We start from the raw sequence: 15,886 nt of genomic DNA, 5'->3' as shown, positions 1-15,886 counted from the left end.
CTGATCGACTTGACGATCTATAGGAGCATCAACGCGCTGATGGAGTGCGTGATCGGGCTCTTCAAGACCGAGTGCATCCGCACCACGGTCTTCCACCCCGGGCCCTACCGGACCCTCGCCGAGGTCGAGTACGCCACCGCAGGCTGGGTCGACTGGTACAACAACACGCGCCTGCACTCCACCCTTGGGATGATGACCCCAGTGGAGTACGAGCAAGCCCACTACGCGGCCCTCATCCGAGAGCCGCAACCCGTATAGGAGCGGCGCAGAACCTGGGGCGCTTCAGACCACCTTCTCGAGTTGGACGGGGTCACCGTCGATAGTTGCGGCGGGCGGGCCTTCAGGATCAATCCCTATCGCGTACCTAGAGCCTCCCAAGCACCTCAGGAACGCGACACTAGAGCAGCAAGGGCCCCTCTAGAGCCGTCCACAGGGTGCCGGCAACGATCCCGAGGGTCAGGCTTGCGGTGGCGGCGACACCGGCTGTGGCGGCAGCCCAGGCGTCCCCGCCCGTGCGGCGACGGGTCGCGGATTCCTGGGTGGGGCGGGCGAAGACAGGACCGAACCAGCGGAGGTAGTAGAAGAGGCTGAGCAGGCTGTTGAGCATCACGAGCAGGGCCAGCCAGCTGTGTCCACCGTCCCAAGCGGCGGTGGCGGTGGTGAGCTTGCCGACGAACACGGCCGTCGGTGGGGTGCCCACTAGGCCGAGCAGTGCGACGAGCAGGGCGAGTGTGAGCCCGGGGCGTTCGTGGACCAGCCCACGGTAGGCGGTCAGGTCTCGGCGCTCGGGAAGGGCCGCGGTGACCGCGAAGGCAGCCACGTTGGTCAGGGCGTAGGCGGCGAGATAGAACAGCAGTGAGGGCAGGGCGAGGTCACTGCGGCCGGCGGCGGCCACAGGAACGAGAAGGAACCCGACCTGGGCCACGGTTGACCAGCCCAGCAGCCGGCGGGGATCACGCTGCCAGTAGGCGGCGAGGTTGCCCAGGAACATCGAGGCCGTGGCCAGGGCTGCCGTGACGATCAACCATGTCTCGTTCCCGGCAGAGATCGTGGCCACGAACCGGTAGATGGCCACCAGTGCTCCGATCTTGGGCACGGTGGTGAGGAAGGTCGCGGCCGTCACGCCGGTGCCTTGTGCTGCGTCGGGGATCCAGAAGTGGACGGGCGCTCCGCCGGCCTTGAACAGCAGCCCGGTGAGCACGCACAGCACGCCCGCGCCCACGGCTGCGGCCGGGGCGCCAGGTAGTTCGTCTTTGAGCTGGGCGTAGTCGGTGGCGCCGGTCAGGGCGTAGAGGAGGGTGACCCCAAGCATGAGCAGGATCCCGGACAGTGCGCCCATTAGGTAGGTCTTCATGGCGGCCTCGGCCCCGGAGCGACCGCCGGTCAGGCCCACGATCCCGTACAGGGGGATGCTGGCCAGCAGGAATCCGACGATGAGCACGAGCAGGTCGGTGGTCGCGGCCAGAACCATGACCCCGGTGGTGGCGAAGAGCAGCAGGGCGTAGGTGTCGGACTCGCGCGGGGAGTTGGCGATCTCTCCGGAGGCCACGCCCAGGACCAGCAGGGTGGCCAACGCGGCGATCACCCGGGCGGCGCCGGTGGCGGTGTCCACGGCGAAGGTTCCCGAGAATGCGGTCTGCGCGGGCCCGGCCATGGCCAGGGCCGCCGCGGTCGCGGCACCCAGTAGCGCCAGGGCGGCCACGGCGCGGGCGATCCACTGCCGGTGTCTGGGCAGGAACGAGCCCCCCAGCAGGACGATCAGGCCACCGAGGAAGGTGATGATCTCTGGGAGCAACAGTTCGGGGCGCATCTGCATCGAGGCGTCCACGGTTACCTGCCGACCAGGTCGACGAGGGCGGCCGAGGCCGGCTCGATCACCCCGAGCAGCACCTGCGGTAGCACCCCGATGAGCAGGGACAGGGCCAGCAGTGGGCCGATCGACCACAGCTCTCGACCGTGCAGGTCCGCGAACCCGGGCGACTGACCCTGCGTGGGGCCGGTGAAGACTCGCTGCAGCGCCAGCAGGAACAGGGTGGCAGTGAGCAGGATGCCCGGCAGAGCGATCGCGGTGACCGGGGCGACGGCGATGCTGCCGGCAAAGATCTGGAACTCAGCGATGAACCCGGAGAACCCGGGCAGGCCCAGCGAGGCGAAGGCCGCGATCGCGAACAGTGCCGCGAAACGCGGCGCGGGTGTAGCCAGGCCACCGTAGGCACCCAGGTCGTAGGTGCCGGCGCGGGTGCGCATCACCCCGGCCAGGAGGAAGAGCGCGGCAGTGATCAGCCCGTGGCTGACCATCTGCACAACCGCGCCAGTGACGGCCACGGAACGGGCCTGGGCGGTGTCACCGGCGATGAGGCCGACCGCGCCCAGGGCCAAGACGATGTAGCCCATGTGGTTTACGGAGGTGTAGGCGATCATGCGTTTGAGGTTGGTCTGGGCCAGTGCCACGAATGCTCCGTACAGCACCGAGACGATGCCGACCACCACGATCACCCAGGCCCATCCGCGCCACGCCTCGGGCAGGATCGGCATGGCGATGCGCACGAAGCCATAGGTGCCCATCTTCAGCAGCACCCCGGCCAGCACCGCCGAGCCGGTGGCCGGGGCGTCGGTGTGGGCGGGGGGCAGCCAGGTGTGGAAGGGCACGGTGGGGGTCTTCACGGCCAGACCCACCAGGATCGCCGCCAGCACCAGTCCTCCGGCCAGCGGGCTGTCCTCCAGCGGCGTGGCCGCGACGAGCTCGGGGATGTCGAAGGTGTGTGGGTCCGAGGCCACGTACAGGCCGATGAAGCCCAGCAGGAGGGCAAGGGACCCCAAGAAGGTGTAGAGGAAGAACTTCAGTGCCGAACGGGCGGCATTCCCGTGACCCCACCCAGCGATGACGAAGTACATGCCCACGATGGACAGATCGAAGAAGACGAAGAACACGATGAGGTCGGCAGCCACGAACACCCCGAGACTTACTGCCTGCAGGAACAGGAAGAGAGCCGTCTGCGCACGGGGCCGCTCACCGTCCCGAAGAGCGTAGACGGCGCACGCGAAGAAGATGATCGCCGTCATGGCCACCAGCGGCAACGAGAGCCCGTCCACGCCGACGTGGTAGCTGCTGCCGACCCCCGGGATCCACGGCGCCTGCTCCTCGAACGCCAACCCGTTCGGCCCCGGGTCCTCATACCCGGCCCAGAGGACGCCGACGAGCACCAGCTCCACGGCGCTGACCGCGACCCACACCCACCGCGCGGCCGCGGCGCCGAGCGAGGGAACCGCAGCCACGACTACCGCGACGACCAGGGGAAGGAAGACGATCAGACTCAGCATGCTCAACCCATCACGGCGTAGACGGACCAGACCACGGCGCCGGCGGCGAGGACGGCGACGGTCTGGAGGAAGTATTGGTGGATGGCCCCTGTCTGCGGGGCCCGCGCCAGGTGCCCGAGTCGGCGAACCCGGCCGGCGATAACCGACACGACCCGGTCCAGGACGTGGTCATCGACGCGGGCAGCTGACCGCGCCAGCATGAGGACCGACCCGGCCACGGCATTCACGGACCGGTCCAGGACGTGGTCATCGCCGCGGGCAGCTGACCGCGCCAGCATGAGGACCGCCCCGGCCACGGCATACACGCCCCGGTCCAGGACGTGGTCATCGACGCGGGCCGCTGCCCGCGCCAGCATGCGGACCGACCCGGCCACGGCATTCACGGACCGGTCCAGGACGTGGTCATCGACGCGGGCAGCTGACCGCGCCAACGTGAGGACCGACCCGGCCACGGCATTCACGGACCGGTCCAGGACGTGGTCATCGCCGCGGGCAGCTGACCGCGCCAGCATGAGGACCGCCCCGGCCACGGCATACACGCCCCGGTCCAGGACGTGGTCATCGACGCGGGCCGCTGCCCGCGCCAGCATGCGGACCGACCCGGCCACGGCATTCACGGACCGGTCCAGGACGTGGTCGTCGAAGCGCGCCAGAGCGTGCGCCACGGTCAAGGACGGGCGCACCACGACGGTCTGCGCCGCCGCTTCCAGCCCCAGCCACCGCCGAGCCCACCTCGGCGCGTGGGCACGCACTCGCAGCATCAGCAGCACCACGACCACTGCGATCCCAGCTGAGATGGCCAGCTCGACGGTCGGGGTCTGAGCGTGGCCGCCCAGGGTGCCGGCGAGCATGCCACTGATCGGAGGCAGGGCGAGCACACCCAGCACGACCGCGCCAACGGCAAACACGACCAGCGGGGCCTGCTCCAGGATGCTGACCTCGCCGGGGTCGTCGGCCCGCGCTTCGGCGCGGGCACCGCGCCGCCAGATTGCCCACAGGACCTTGCCGGCATAGGCGGCCGACAATGCCGCGGCGACCAGCCCGGCGGCGTAGAGCCACGGGGATGACTCGAGCGCGGCCGTGAGCACAGCATCCTTGGTCGCCCACAGGGACAACGGTGCGATCCCGGCCAGAGCCAGCGCCGCCACGCTCGCGGCCACCCCCACGACCGGCCACCGACGGGCGACACCCCGCAGTTTCGTCAGGTCCTCGGTCCCCAACGCGGTCAGCCAGGCGCCCGCAGCCAGGAACAGCAGCGCCTTGACCGAGGCGTGCGCCACCAGGTGGGCGACGCCGCCACTAACCGCGCCGACACCGGCGGCGAGCACCACGAAACCCAGCTGGGCGGCCGTGGAAGCGGCCAACAACTGCTTGAGATCCCGCTGCGCCAACGCCACCAGCCCCATGAGCACCGCCGTGAGCACGCCGACCCACGCGGTCAGCGGACCGGCCCACCCGGTCGCGGCCAACAGGGGCTCCACGCGCAACAGCAGGTAGCCCCCCATGGCGACCATCGCAGCGGAGTGCAGCAGCGCGCTGACCGGGCTGGGGCCCTTCATCGCTCCGGAGAGCCAGAAGGAGAAGGGCAGTTGCGCTGCCTTGCCCAGTGCCGCCACCAGGATCCCGGCAGCGGCGACATCCCGCCACGGCCCTTGGGCGGCAGAGAGGTCAGCCAAGGCCATGCCCGCCCCACCGGCCAGGGCAGCGCCCGCAGCGACGTAGAGGCCCAAGTCAGCTGTGCGCGTCGTGATGAAGGCCGTCAGGCCCGCTGAGACACGGTCGCAGTCGCGCCACCAAAACCCGATCAGGGCGTAGGAGGTCGCGCCCATCACCTCCCAGGCGAACAGCAGCGCCGGGATGGTCGCGGCGGTCGCCGTGACCAGGGCGGCCGCCGCGAAGATGAGCATCAGCCCATGGAAGCGGGCCCGGGACGCCCGGATGTTTCCCGCCGCGAAGATCAGCACCAGGAAGGTCACGGTGGCGATCATTGGCACGAGCAGCGCCGCGAGGGCATCGACGTCCAGGGCAAAGTCGGCGCCGACGACGAAAGGGTAGGACACGGCCGGCCGCGCCAGCGCAGTGGCGAACGCCAAGACAGTCGTGAGCCCGGAGGTCACCAGCGCGATCGGTACCGCACCACGGTGCGGGCGGGCGAGGGCGAGCACGCCACCCACGGTGGCCGGGAGTACCACCATCGCCAGCAGCGCAGTTTGGGGCCCGTTCATCCGGACAGCTCCTCGGCCATGTCGGTCATGTCCGTCTGTGCCCGTCGGTGCAACAGCGTGGCCACCGCGAAGCCCATGGCCATCTCCACCGTCATCGCGGCCAGCACCACCAGCAGCAGGACCTGCCCGGTCGGGTCCGGGGCCAAGAAGAACCAGAACCCGGCGGCAGCCAGAAGCACCCCGTTGATCATCAGCTCAAGGCCCATCATCACCATCACGACGACCTGCTGGGACAGGGCGCCATACAGGCCCACCGAAAACAGGGCGGCAGCCACCACCAGCACAGCCTCGAGGGTCACCGGCCGACACCTCCTTGTTGGGGGTCGTTGGCCGGGTGGCGGCGCAGATCGTCGCCGAACCGGTCATAGCGGGTGCGGTGGGTAGCCAGGACCACCCCGGCCACGATGGTCGCGACCATGACCGGTCCCAGCACGGCCATGACCAGCATCTTCTCGCCCATGATCTCCAGACCGAGCGCGCGAGTGAGATCCTCGGAAGCGGCGCCACGGCGCTGCGGCCAAGGGATGAACAGCGCACCACCGGCCAGCAGCACGAAGGCTCCGACCGATGCACCGATCGCGGTCTTCTTCCCGTGGGTCATGTCCATGGGCATCAGCGCAGGATTCATCCCCATGAACATCACCATGTAGACGGCCATCACCGCCATCTCCATCACCATCATCAAGATCGTTATCAACCCCAGGTAGCCCTGCTCCAGCAGAAGGATCTGCACTCCCACGGCGATGAACGACAGGGCCAGGGCATACGTGGCTCGTGCCATGGAGTCCACCACGAACACGGCCACGCCCGAGGCCACGGCCACCACCGCCAGCACCCAGAACGCCACTCCGGTCAGCACGGCTCAACCTCCCGACACGACGATGAGGGACACCAACAGGTCCTGGGCCACGGCCGCCGGGAGCAGCACCATCCACCCGATCTCCATGAACCGGTCCGGGCGCAACAGCGGAACCTTTCGGCGCAGCCATACCAGCACGGCCAACACCACCACGGTCTTGACCAGCACCCAGGCCCAGCCGGGCAACACCGGCCCGGCGCCACCGCCCAGGAACAGCGGCACTGAGAAGGCCGCTCCAGCGGTCAGGAACAGGTAGCGCCCAGCCTGAAAGACGAGACGGTCCACGGCCGAGAACTCGGCCAGCACCCCGCCGGCGATGTCTGCTGCCAGCGCGGGAGCAAACGGTCCCCACACGGAGAACCCCGTCACGCCCACCAGGTAGACGAGGAAGGCGACCGGCATCCACGCCACGAACCACGCGCCGTCCTGGGCGGCCACCACGTCCCCGACACCCAGGCTGCCGGCGGCGATCGCCGGCGCGACCAGGGCGAACATCAGCGGCAGTTCGTAGGCAAGTCCATGGGCCAGGAAGCGGTAGCCGCCCACCAAGCTGTGGGCGGAGTTTGCGCCCCACCCGGTCAGCCACACCAGGGCCCAGACCATGACGTCGACGACGTTGAACCACACGATGCCCACATCGGGATCGGCCAGCACCCACCGGCCCATCGGAATGACCGCGACCGTCAAGAACGCGCCGATGAACATCCCGGCGCCACCGATCCGCCACAGCAGAGTGTCCGCGGCCACGGGGGCGCGGCGGCGTTGCCGCAACAGCCGCGCAGCGCGGCTCAGGGGCGCGGTCCACCCGCCGCGCACACCCAGTTGCCGGGCCGAGAGCACCGCGTCCAGGGTCACCGCGACGTAGGCCAGAGCGCACAGGAGGATACCGGCCAGCACGGCCCACCCCACAGGAGCGGTCACCAGCACGCCGTCAGGCATTCCCGACCCCCTGGACGGTCGAGACGGGTTCCAGATTTAAGCTGGCCACGGCCAGACGCACGGTGGCCAGCTCCAACCCGGTCACCAGGTGCGACATCGTCTCCCACGGCACTGCGCCAGTCTCCTCGGGCACCGGGGCTGCGCCGCACACCTCGCTCCGGAGCCTCTCCACCGTGGACGACAGGCGGTCGTGGGCGTCTCCTCGGCAAACCTCCGGCAGGTCGTGCCGTGCCAGATCGAACTGATCGAGGACCAGCACCCCCCGCAGGGACCAGCGGAGCAACCAGGACCTCCGCACCGTGCGGTGCAACCGCTCGACGGCATCCCGGGCGGCACCCTGATCGCCACGCACCAGGGCGTCCCGAGCCCGGCGAGCACGCGCGGCCGCATCATCCGCCCCGGCCAACGCCAGCAGCGCCATGACTCCATCGCACCGCACTGCAGACGCAGGCACCAGTGGGTTCTGGGGCTCCTTGCTGCTGGCTGCCTGGCCCGCACCGTCGACGACGGACGCCACGGCATCGACCACGACATCACCCTGTAGCGAGCAGAGCAGCACCAGTCCAGCCGGCCAAAACGGAAGCACAGGGCCGAGCGGTAGATGCAGGACATCCATCTCCAGACCGTCCCGGTCCTGACCGCCCTGGGCCAACGCGATCCCGGCCGGGGCCATGTCCATCCCGCCGTGACCCCCGTGGCCACCGTGGTCCATGCCCTCGTGCCCACCGTGGTCCATGCCCTGGTGGTCCATGCCCTCGTGGCGCATTTGACCGTGATCCTCAGGAATCCGAGGCTCTTGCGCCCTCTCCCCGGCATCCGCCCGGTGATACGGGGTATCGAGAAGGAGCGTTGCCGCGTCCTCGAGAGCAGAACCCACAACCGCCGGCGAGGCGACGTCGACGCGCGCCCGCGGGCCGGGCATCTGCTCCCACAGGCGCTCCGCGAGTTCTGCCAGCTCGGGACCTGGCACACCGCAGACGGCCAGCACGTCCGCATTTGCCGGCGTCCATGCCGCACGCCAGCCTCGGAGCGCCATCTGCTGCTCGAGCTCCACGCGCGTGAGCCAGTGACCCGGTGCCTCGACGATCAGGACACGGGTGGAGTTGACCGCCAGATGGGCGAGGACCCGGATCAGGCCCATCGGAAGACCCCCTCCCGCCAGGCCCACGTCACTGCGATGAGCAGGGCTCCGAGGAAGAGGAACATCTCCACCACCGCAGTCATCCCTTCCTCGGCCACGATCACTGCCCACGGGTACATGAACAGCATCTCGACGTCGAAGGCGAGGAAGACGATGGAGGCGGGATACCAGCGGGCGTGGAATCGGGAGAGCGCATGCTCCTGGGGCAACCACCCCGACTGCGCCGGGAGCACCGTCAGTGGCTCGGCCAGCACACTGACAGCCCGGTGAAGCGCATACAGGAACGCCACAGCGAACACAGCCACCAGCGCCATCGCCACGATCCCGTACACCGCAATCCGCCCTTCTTGACCTTTAGACAACAAACTTCTGTGAGGCAGCAGAGGATCAACGCAAAAAGGGGCGTCGTCTGCCACGCCCTGCGCACTCAGCAGCATCTCACCGTTCAGGTCACTTGAGTGGCTGGATCTCGCTCTCCACGACCCACTTGTGATTGGTCATCTTCATGCCATCCATCGTGAGGTCGACCATGTACACCGTCTCGTCGGTCGAGCTGTCGATCGTCGCCTCGGCGCCATCCATGCCGGCCATGTGATCGGCAGCTAGGACGACCTCGGTACCCGCTTCCGTTGGCGCGTCGCCGGGGTGCTCCAGCTCCTCGTGAACGACCCACTTGTGGTCCGTGACCCGCTCACCGCCGTCCGTGGGCGTGTAGCTGAGGGAGTAGGCCGTCGTGTCGAAGGCGCCCGAGATGGTCGCCTCGGCCCCCTTCATCCCCGGCATGTGGTCAGCAGTCAACGTCACCCTCGTGCCCACGGCATACGTCGGCGAACTCGCCTGCTGGATGCCCTCTGGGGGAGGTCCGCCATCAGTCTTGTGACCGCCCATGGCCTCGCTGGTCCCACTGCTGTACGCGGACGAGTCAGACGTCATCGACGACTGTGTTGACTGCGTCGCGTCATCTTCGGCTGTTCCTCCGCACCCTGCCAGCAGCGCAATTGCCGCCGCAGCAGTCGCTGCCGCGTGAACCTTCCGATGGACCGCCGTCATGCATCTTCCTTCCTTCGTGCTGTTCTCCTCGTGAACTTTCATACCCTTACCCCCTAGCAGTATGTACGCTGCGTGCGGATGGAGCAGGACCAGTTCGAGCAAGGTCCCGACATCATGAACCAGGGCATGGTTACCAACCGTGGGCACATAGCCCAGCAGCTGTCCGCTCCTGTGCCAGACGAGCAGGTTTCGGCCTACCTCACTGGGGTAGCCCAAGGACTCTCGTCGACGCGCCGCATGGACCGTTGTGGCGTCGCCCCACTTGATGAGGAGTACAAACATGCACACCGTGGAGCAGATGCTCGAGACCTACCCGAAAGATTTGGGTGGCATCGACAGAGCCAAGTTGATCGAGTGCATCCAAGCCTGCTTCGAGTGCGCCCAGACGTGCACCGCCTGTGCCGACGCCTGCCTGAGTGAGGACACAGTCGCTGATCTCACCACATGCATCCGCGCCAATCTCGATTGCGCGGACATCTGCACAACGACCGGCTCAGCGCTTTCGCGCCACACCGGTTACGACGCCAACGTCACGCGGGCTTTCCTCGAGGCCTGTGCGACAGCCTGCAAGTCGTGCGGTGACAGCTGTGAGGAGCATGCCTCGATGCATGAGCACTGCCGCGTCTGTGCCGAGGCGTGCCGGCGGTGCGAGCGGGCCTGCCGCGAGTTGATCACCTCGCTCACCTGACCGATTATCGGGAGCGGGTCGCGCGCCCACCGTGATCCGGCCGGCCGAACTCGCCAAGGCCATGCCGCGCTCAGAGTTCGCGTCGCATGGCCTTGATCTCGGCCTTCTGGGCCTTGACGATGCTCTTGGCCGTTCTCTTGACTGCCTTGTCCTCGGTCGTGGTGAGAACCTGCTCTGCCATGGTTACGGCGCCTTGATGGTGCTCGATCATGAGGGTGAGCCACTTCTTGTCGAACTCGGTGCCAGTGGCCGACTCGAGTTTGGACATCTCATCCTGCGTCATCATCCCGGACCCGTGGTCCATGCCGGAAGAGCTTGCGGTGGGGGCATCCCAGTCCTTGAGCCAACCTCCCATCGTCTGGATCTCCGGGTCTTGGGCGTCCTTGATGTCCTTGGCGAAGTCATGGACCTTCCCTGATGCCTTGGCGGAAGGGTCGAGCGCGAGGTCGGCCATAGTGATCGCTTGCTCGTGGTGGGGGATCATCATCTGGGCGAACATGACGTCACCTTGCCGGCCATCCGCCGCCGTGGACGTCTCGCTGGTGCTCATCGATGTCTCGTCATGGTCCATCCCGGACATGGATCCATCCGAGCCGCTGGAGCAGGCAGCCAAGGCACCCGCGGTGAGGGTTGTCGCGACCACGAGGGCAGCGCGCCGTGCAAGTCGGGTCATGGGGACTCCTTCGCCAATGTTTTGCGGACACATCCACCCTCACGTCGCGAGATGATGATTCGACCCCGCTCTCGTTGAGGTTCGATGAAGGCCACCCGCGGATGCACAGGGACGGCGACGACAGGTCACTGAACCAACGTCTGGGTGGTAGTTCCTGCATCCTTGGTGCTGATCACCTGCCCTTCGACAGACGCGATGATCTCCACCTGCCCGTCACTGGTACGGCCCGCCCACAGCGCTTCGGCCACCCCGATGCTCCTGGGGTGAAGGGTCCAGGTTTGGCCGACGTCGCTGCTGATTGCGAGTCTTCCTGCGGCTGACGAGATCACGATGGTCTCCTCGTCGGCCCAGGCGGCGAGCACGGCCGTCTCTGGGGGATCGAGGGAGGCCCAGTTGGCGCCCTCGTCCTGGCTCATGAGCAGGCCGGCGCTGGTGGTGGCCAGCAACTTCCCGGACGTGGGAGAGGCGGCCAGTACCCGGGGTGGCGAAGGGATGTCCCGCGCAGTCCAGGTCTTGGTGTCGCTGGTGTGTCGAAGCGTTCCGTCGAACCCGATGACCCCGTTCGGGCCGGTGGTCAGAGCGTGGAAGTCCGAGCGCCCGCCGAGTGAGGCGACTTGCCAAGTACGGCCCGTGTCCTGCGACGTGATGAGACCTACTGGCTGGGGGAGGTCGGTGCCGGGCGCTGGGTGACCGGAGGCGTAGAGAGTGCCGTCGTCGCCGATGGCGAAGCCCATCAGGTCGATGGCAGGACCCTTGCGGACGAGCTCGCCGTCGACCTGATGGAACAAGCCTTGGTGGGTGGCCACCAGCAGGTCGCCGGTACGTGGGTGACGAGCGATCCCATGAACATGAATCAGAGGGGTGGCTTGCTCGGCCGCCTCGCCCGCTGCTGCGCTCGTCGATGACCCGACGCTGGTGGACTCCTCAGGTTTCCCGGTCTCGGATATGGAAGAACAGCTGGCCAACAGCGCCACTGCGATTACGGCAGCGATACCTCGGTCAGCACGTCGTCGGGACATCATGCGGTGTACTCCAGGGCGATCATCATGCCGGCCTCTGCGTGGTAGGTGTTGTGGCAGTGGATCATCCAGTCGCCCTCGTTGTCGGCGTCGAGGTCGATGGGGAATGACTGCATGGGGGCCATGAGGACGGTGTCCTTCCTGAGCCCGGACGGCAGGGCAAAGGTGTGGCCGTGCACGTGCAGCGGGTGAGTCATCATCGTCATGTTGGTGGCGTTGATCCGCAACCGTTGTCCGGCTTGGACGTTCAAGGGTTCGTTCCTGCCGAACGGGGCTCCGTTCATCCCCCACTCGTAGGGCTGCATCGACCCAGTGAGGGTGAGCTTCGTGGTCGCATCGGGTGTCCTGCTGGGCAGCTTGGCTGCCGGGGCGGGTCTCAGGTCAGAGCCGATGAGGATCCGTCCGGTCAGTTCTCGTGGGTTGGCGTCCTCGTCGGGTGCGGCCCCGCTTCCGGTACGGACCAGGGCCATGGCCTGACCGCCGCTGGTCTTGCCGACCGGCTTGGCCACCAAGGGGAAGACTCCGTCGTCGAGGGTGACAATTGCGTCGTAACGTTCGCCCATCCCGATATAGAACGCGTCCGTCTCGGTCAGCTCGACCGGGAACCCATCGCTGTGCGTGATCGTCATCCGGTGTCCCCCGAGAGCGACGGTGAAGATGGTGTCGGAGGCGGCGTTGATGATTCGCAGACGAGCCTTCTGCCCAGGCTTGGCATTGAGCGTCTCGGGGTCCGCTGGCGGCCGTCCGTTGATGAGGAAGTACGGGTAGGCCACGTCTCCGGCGTCACCCCACGGCTCGGCCTCGTCCATGGCGCCCTGGTTCATCCCACCCATCTCGCCGTGGCCCATGCCACCCATGCCTCCGGATCCGGAGTCATTGGCCAAGAGCTTCTCCAGGACCTGCTTGGGCGTGGTGCCCGTTCCGTCGATCCAGTCATCGAGGACAAGGACCCACTCGGTGTCGTAGTCGCCTGGCTCGTTCGGGTCGTCGACGATCAACGGGGCGTACAGTCCCCGGTCGAGCTGGACGCCGACGTGGGGGTGGAAGAAGTACGTGCCCGGGTCGGGCGCGGTGAACTCGTAGACGTAGGAGGTCTCCGGCTTCACCGGGTCCTGCGTCATGCCGGGAACGCCGTCGGCCGGGTTGCGCAGACGAATACCGTGCCAGTGGATGGTGGTCTCGTCCGGAAGTTGGTTGTCGAGGGTGACGCGCAGGAAATCGCCAGCGGTGGCCCGCACAAGTGGACCAGGCACGGCGTCGCCGTATCCCCAGGTCGAGACGGTGCGGCCCGCCAGATCGAGGGTGATCGGCTTGGCGGTCAACGTCTTGGTCACCACCGTCTGACCAGGGCCTGGTGAGACAGGCGTCGGAGCGCCGAAGGTGCCCCTCGGCGCACGTGCACCCGATCCTTGGGTGGCGGCATAGGCTCCCAAGCTCGCTGCGCCAGCGGCACCGAGACCGCCGATCAGCAGGCCACGGCGAGTGATGGTGTTCATAGTTTCCCCTTCCAAGCGTCGATGTACCGACGCACGTCAGCGGCCGTGGATGATCAGGTGACGTCGCTTCTCGTACTCATCGACGCTCAGGTCACCGCGGGCCAGTCCTTCGTCAAGAAGCGTCAGCGCGTTGGTCCGGGTAGGGCCTGTGGCGGTGCTTCTCTGGCCGGGAAACAGTGCGCGCACGGCGAGCACGACGATCACCCAGAAGGCGAGGATCCCTGCGGCCATGCCCAGCCACATTACGTCGCAGCCGTGGTTCCACATCATCGGAGACTCCTTCCTGAAGCCGACCTTCCGGCATGCATACAGGCTCCGGCGGGAAGGTCATGGGTGGGTGGTCGCCGCGTTGAGGTTTGACGAAGATCCTCATCGATTCACCGCTGACGTCGGCCGTGGTGCGGCCCTCGGGTGAGACTGTCTGTCGTGAGTACACGAAGCCCCCTCGAGCCGTTGGCGAAGGTGCTCATCATCGAGGACGAGAAGACGCTGGCGGAGATGATCGCCGCCTATCTCGCCCGCAGCGGGTATCAGACCGCCGTCGAGCACGACGGCGTCGCCGGAGTACACGCAGCACGAGAGCAGTCCCCAGACGTGGTGATCCTCGACCTGGGACTGCCCGGACTGGACGGCATCGAGGTCTGCCGCCAGATCCGCACCTTCAGCGACTGCTACGTCATCGTCGTAACCGCCCGGACGGACGAGATTGACACCCTGATCGGCCTGTCCGTGGGCGCCGACGACTACGTCACCAAACCCTTCAGCGTGCGCGAGCTGGTGGCACGCGTGCAGACGGTCCTGCGTCGCCCACGGGGCGGGAACCCCGGCAACTCCACCGCTGCGGCAACCCCATGGGTATTCGGCGATCTTCAGGTCGACCCGCTCGGGCAGCAGGTCCACCTGAAGGGGGAACCAGTTCCGCTGACACCTACCGAACGGGATCTGCTGATGACCCTGGCCCAACGGCCCTCGATGGCCTTCTCCCGCGCGCAGCTCATCGAGGAGGTCTGGGGGGGCGGCTGGGTCGGGGACGAGCACCTGGTCGACGTCCACATCGCTCATCTGCGACGCAAGCTCGGAGACAACCCCGATCTCGCTCGCTACATCACCACGGTGCGCGGCATCGGTTACCGGATGGGGCCTGGATGAACAAGCGCGTCAACAAGCTCTCCAAGGGTCTGGCGCCTCGATTATTCGCGGGCCAGATCCTGGTACTCCTTGCGGGAGCACTGACAGCCGGGCTCGTCGCCGCCGTTATCGGTCCCCCGATCTTCCATGACCACCTCCTCCAAGCGGGGCACCAGGAGAACGCGCCCGAACTGGTCCACATCGAGATGGCCTTTCGGGATGCTTCGCTCATCGCCTTGGGCGTGAGCCTGCTCATCTCTCTGACTGGCGCGACTGCGGTGGCTTGGTTCCTCGCCCGACGACTGCGCCAACCGCTGGCGCAGATGACCTATGCCGCGCGCGAACTGAGCCGTGGCCATTACTCCACCCGCGTACCTTATGTCGGTGCGGGGACTGAGCTCGAGACCCTCGCCGGAGCATTCAACGTGATGGCGTCCCGCTTGGAAGGAGTCGAGGACACCCGACGGCGGATGCTTTCCGACCTCGCCCACGAACTTCGCACGCCGATCGCGACCTTGAGCGCCTACCACGAGGGGCTGCACGACGGCGTAGTGACCCTGGGTGATGACTCTCGTCTCGCGTTGACCGCCCAGACGGAACGGCTGGCGCGACTGGCCGAGGACATCAACGAGGTCTCCACGGCCGAGGAAGGACACCTCGCCCTCGACATCCAGCGCAACAAGGTGGCCGACTTGTTGCGGGCGGCCTACGGGGGCATGCGTGACAGCTACTCGGAGAAGGGCATCAACCTGGTCCTGGACGTTGACGAGGCGACAGGACTCGAGACCTTGGTCGATCCCGTCCGATTCGCCCAAGTCATGACCAACCTCCTCACCAACGCACACCGGCACACCCCTGCAGGCGGAACAGTCACCCTGACGGCCACCCGTGAAGATGGTGAGGCCATCATCACCGTCACCGACACCGGCGACGGCATGACCCCCGAGCAGGTACAGCACGCATTCGAACGCTTCTACCGCGGGGACTCGGCCCGCAGCAACGACCAACGAGGATCTGGCATCGGTCTGACCATCAGCAAGGCCATCATCGACGCGCATCATGGAGGACTCACCGCATCCAGCCCCGGTCCGGGGAAGGGCTCGTGCTTCACAATCTCCCTGTCGCTTGGGCGCTGAGGAGCATAGGCGTCCTGGGAGCTAGTCGCGTTGCCTATCGTCACTGCACGGCCCTGTGTGGGTCAGAACCTGGCATCAGTGGGCAACGCTCCTTCTCGTCAGAGGGGCACTTCCCATTCGCTGATGAGTTTGGTTTGCAGCGGCTGGACGATCGCATCCCAGCCGCCGGTGAGCAGGAGTGTCCCGACGATGATCAGCAGGGTTGCGCCGG

The 15,886-nt window shown here is 67.2% G+C and carries 17 protein-coding genes; 4 read left to right on the top strand and 13 right to left on the bottom strand.

Annotated elements, in window-relative coordinates:
- The coding region (locus tag ABC138_RS16830; RefSeq protein WP_345914398.1) for an integrase core domain-containing protein at window positions 1-258 on the top strand (258 nt) is incomplete at its 5' end.
- A gap of 139 nt (window positions 259-397) precedes the next feature.
- On the opposite strand, the gene ABC138_RS16825 is transcribed toward ABC138_RS16830, so the two are convergent.
- The 9 genes from ABC138_RS16825 to ABC138_RS16785 form a co-directional block, all read right to left on the bottom strand.
- Window positions 398-1,828: an NADH-quinone oxidoreductase subunit N gene (locus tag ABC138_RS16825; RefSeq protein ID WP_338539142.1), complete on the bottom strand. Its 1,431-nt coding sequence runs from the start codon at window positions 1,826-1,828 to the stop codon at window positions 398-400.
- 2 nt (window positions 1,829-1,830) lie between these two features.
- Window positions 1,831-3,321 (bottom strand): NADH-quinone oxidoreductase subunit M, encoded by a 1,491-nt coding sequence (locus ABC138_RS16820; protein WP_068426028.1) that lies wholly within the window; start codon window positions 3,319-3,321, stop codon window positions 1,831-1,833.
- 2 nt (window positions 3,322-3,323) lie between these two features.
- Window positions 3,324-5,546: a proton-conducting transporter membrane subunit gene (locus ABC138_RS16815; protein WP_345914397.1), complete on the bottom strand. Its 2,223-nt coding sequence runs from the start codon at window positions 5,544-5,546 to the stop codon at window positions 3,324-3,326.
- Complete coding sequence (locus ABC138_RS16810) at window positions 5,543-5,845, bottom strand: NADH-quinone oxidoreductase subunit K (protein ID WP_068426035.1); 303 nt, start codon at window positions 5,843-5,845, stop codon at window positions 5,543-5,545. The genes ABC138_RS16815 and ABC138_RS16810 overlap by 4 nt, the downstream gene beginning before the upstream one ends.
- Complete coding sequence (locus tag ABC138_RS16805; RefSeq protein WP_068426038.1) at window positions 5,842-6,405, bottom strand: NADH-quinone oxidoreductase subunit J; 564 nt, start codon at window positions 6,403-6,405, stop codon at window positions 5,842-5,844. Before ABC138_RS16805 ends, ABC138_RS16810 begins: the two co-directional genes overlap by 4 nt.
- Before the next feature lie 3 nt (window positions 6,406-6,408).
- Window positions 6,409-7,344, bottom strand: a complete 936-nt coding sequence (locus tag ABC138_RS16800; RefSeq protein ID WP_068426041.1) for a complex I subunit 1 family protein — start codon at window positions 7,342-7,344, stop codon at window positions 6,409-6,411.
- Window positions 7,337-8,485: a hypothetical protein gene (locus ABC138_RS16795; RefSeq protein WP_345914396.1), complete on the bottom strand. Its 1,149-nt coding sequence runs from the start codon at window positions 8,483-8,485 to the stop codon at window positions 7,337-7,339. Before ABC138_RS16795 ends, ABC138_RS16800 begins: the two co-directional genes overlap by 8 nt.
- Window positions 8,476-8,817 (bottom strand): NADH-quinone oxidoreductase subunit A, encoded by a 342-nt coding sequence (locus ABC138_RS16790; RefSeq protein ID WP_345914395.1) that lies wholly within the window; start codon window positions 8,815-8,817, stop codon window positions 8,476-8,478. Before ABC138_RS16790 ends, ABC138_RS16795 begins: the two co-directional genes overlap by 10 nt.
- Before the next feature lie 118 nt (window positions 8,818-8,935).
- Window positions 8,936-9,535, bottom strand: coding sequence for a YdhK family protein (locus tag ABC138_RS16785; RefSeq protein WP_345914399.1), 600 nt, complete (start codon window positions 9,533-9,535; stop codon window positions 8,936-8,938).
- Window positions 9,536-9,815: 280 nt separating this feature from the next.
- Between ABC138_RS16785 and ABC138_RS16780 the strand changes: the two genes are divergently transcribed.
- Complete coding sequence (locus ABC138_RS16780) at window positions 9,816-10,223, top strand: four-helix bundle copper-binding protein (protein ID WP_068426053.1); 408 nt, start codon at window positions 9,816-9,818, stop codon at window positions 10,221-10,223.
- A gap of 70 nt (window positions 10,224-10,293) precedes the next feature.
- Here ABC138_RS16780 and ABC138_RS16775 read toward each other — a convergent pair whose 3' ends face one another.
- The 4 genes from ABC138_RS16775 to ABC138_RS16760 all read right to left on the bottom strand — a co-directional run bounded on the left by ABC138_RS16775 (window position 10,294) and on the right by ABC138_RS16760 (window position 13,681).
- The gene (locus tag ABC138_RS16775) at window positions 10,294-10,896 is read right to left on the bottom strand and encodes a DUF305 domain-containing protein (protein WP_338539146.1); all 603 of its coding nucleotides are present in this window, start codon (window positions 10,894-10,896) and stop codon (window positions 10,294-10,296) included.
- Window positions 10,897-11,021: 125 nt separating this feature from the next.
- Window positions 11,022-11,870 carry a F510_1955 family glycosylhydrolase gene (locus tag ABC138_RS16770; RefSeq protein WP_245634841.1) on the bottom strand — a complete coding sequence of 283 codons (849 nt, stop codon included), beginning with the start codon at window positions 11,868-11,870 and terminating at the stop codon, window positions 11,022-11,024.
- A 44-nt stretch (window positions 11,871-11,914) separates the two neighbouring features.
- Window positions 11,915-13,411: a multicopper oxidase family protein gene (locus ABC138_RS16765; protein WP_068426057.1), complete on the bottom strand. Its 1,497-nt coding sequence runs from the start codon at window positions 13,409-13,411 to the stop codon at window positions 11,915-11,917.
- Window positions 13,412-13,447: 36 nt separating this feature from the next.
- Entirely contained in the window at window positions 13,448-13,681 is a 234-nt protein-coding gene (locus ABC138_RS16760) for a hypothetical protein (RefSeq protein WP_068426061.1), read from the bottom strand.
- Window positions 13,682-13,864: 183 nt separating this feature from the next.
- On the opposite strand from ABC138_RS16760, the gene ABC138_RS16755 reads away from it, so the two are divergent.
- Complete coding sequence (locus ABC138_RS16755) at window positions 13,865-14,560, top strand: response regulator transcription factor (RefSeq protein WP_068426066.1); 696 nt, start codon at window positions 13,865-13,867, stop codon at window positions 14,558-14,560.
- Window positions 14,557-15,675 (top strand): ATP-binding protein, encoded by a 1,119-nt coding sequence (locus ABC138_RS16750; protein WP_068426070.1) that lies wholly within the window; start codon window positions 14,557-14,559, stop codon window positions 15,673-15,675. The genes ABC138_RS16755 and ABC138_RS16750 overlap by 4 nt, the downstream gene beginning before the upstream one ends.
- Window positions 15,676-15,886: the final 211 nt, after the last annotated feature.

It is taken from the genome of Janibacter sp. LM, assembly GCF_039631275.1.
Lineage (GTDB): Bacteria > Actinomycetota > Actinomycetes > Actinomycetales > Dermatophilaceae > Janibacter > Janibacter terrae.
Note: the sequence above shows the minus strand (reverse complement) of the source record. Positions and strands in the feature narration are given on the sequence as shown.

Excerpts from the sequence above, each read along its gene's own strand:
- ABC138_RS16785 (WP_345914399.1), bottom strand. The coding sequence starts at position 9,535 with ATGACGGCGGTCCATCGGAAGGTTCACGCGGCAGCGACTGCTGCGGCG.
- ABC138_RS16775 (WP_338539146.1), bottom strand. The coding sequence starts at position 10,896 with ATGACCCGACTTGCACGGCGCGCTGCCCTCGTGGTCGCGACAACCCTC.
- ABC138_RS16750 (WP_068426070.1), top strand. The coding sequence starts at position 14,557 with ATGAACAAGCGCGTCAACAAGCTCTCCAAGGGTCTGGCGCCTCGATTA.
- ABC138_RS16765 (WP_068426057.1), bottom strand. The coding sequence starts at position 13,411 with ATGAACACCATCACTCGCCGTGGCCTGCTGATCGGCGGTCTCGGTGCC.
- ABC138_RS16780 (WP_068426053.1), top strand. The coding sequence starts at position 9,816 with ATGCACACCGTGGAGCAGATGCTCGAGACCTACCCGAAAGATTTGGGT.
- ABC138_RS16820 (WP_068426028.1), bottom strand. The coding sequence starts at position 3,321 with ATGCTGAGTCTGATCGTCTTCCTTCCCCTGGTCGTCGCGGTAGTCGTG.
- ABC138_RS16800 (WP_068426041.1), bottom strand. The coding sequence starts at position 7,344 with ATGCCTGACGGCGTGCTGGTGACCGCTCCTGTGGGGTGGGCCGTGCTG.
- ABC138_RS16795 (WP_345914396.1), bottom strand. The coding sequence starts at position 8,485 with ATGGGCCTGATCCGGGTCCTCGCCCATCTGGCGGTCAACTCCACCCGT.
- ABC138_RS16815 (WP_345914397.1), bottom strand. The coding sequence starts at position 5,546 with ATGAACGGGCCCCAAACTGCGCTGCTGGCGATGGTGGTACTCCCGGCC.
- ABC138_RS16760 (WP_068426061.1), bottom strand. The coding sequence starts at position 13,681 with ATGATGTGGAACCACGGCTGCGACGTAATGTGGCTGGGCATGGCCGCA.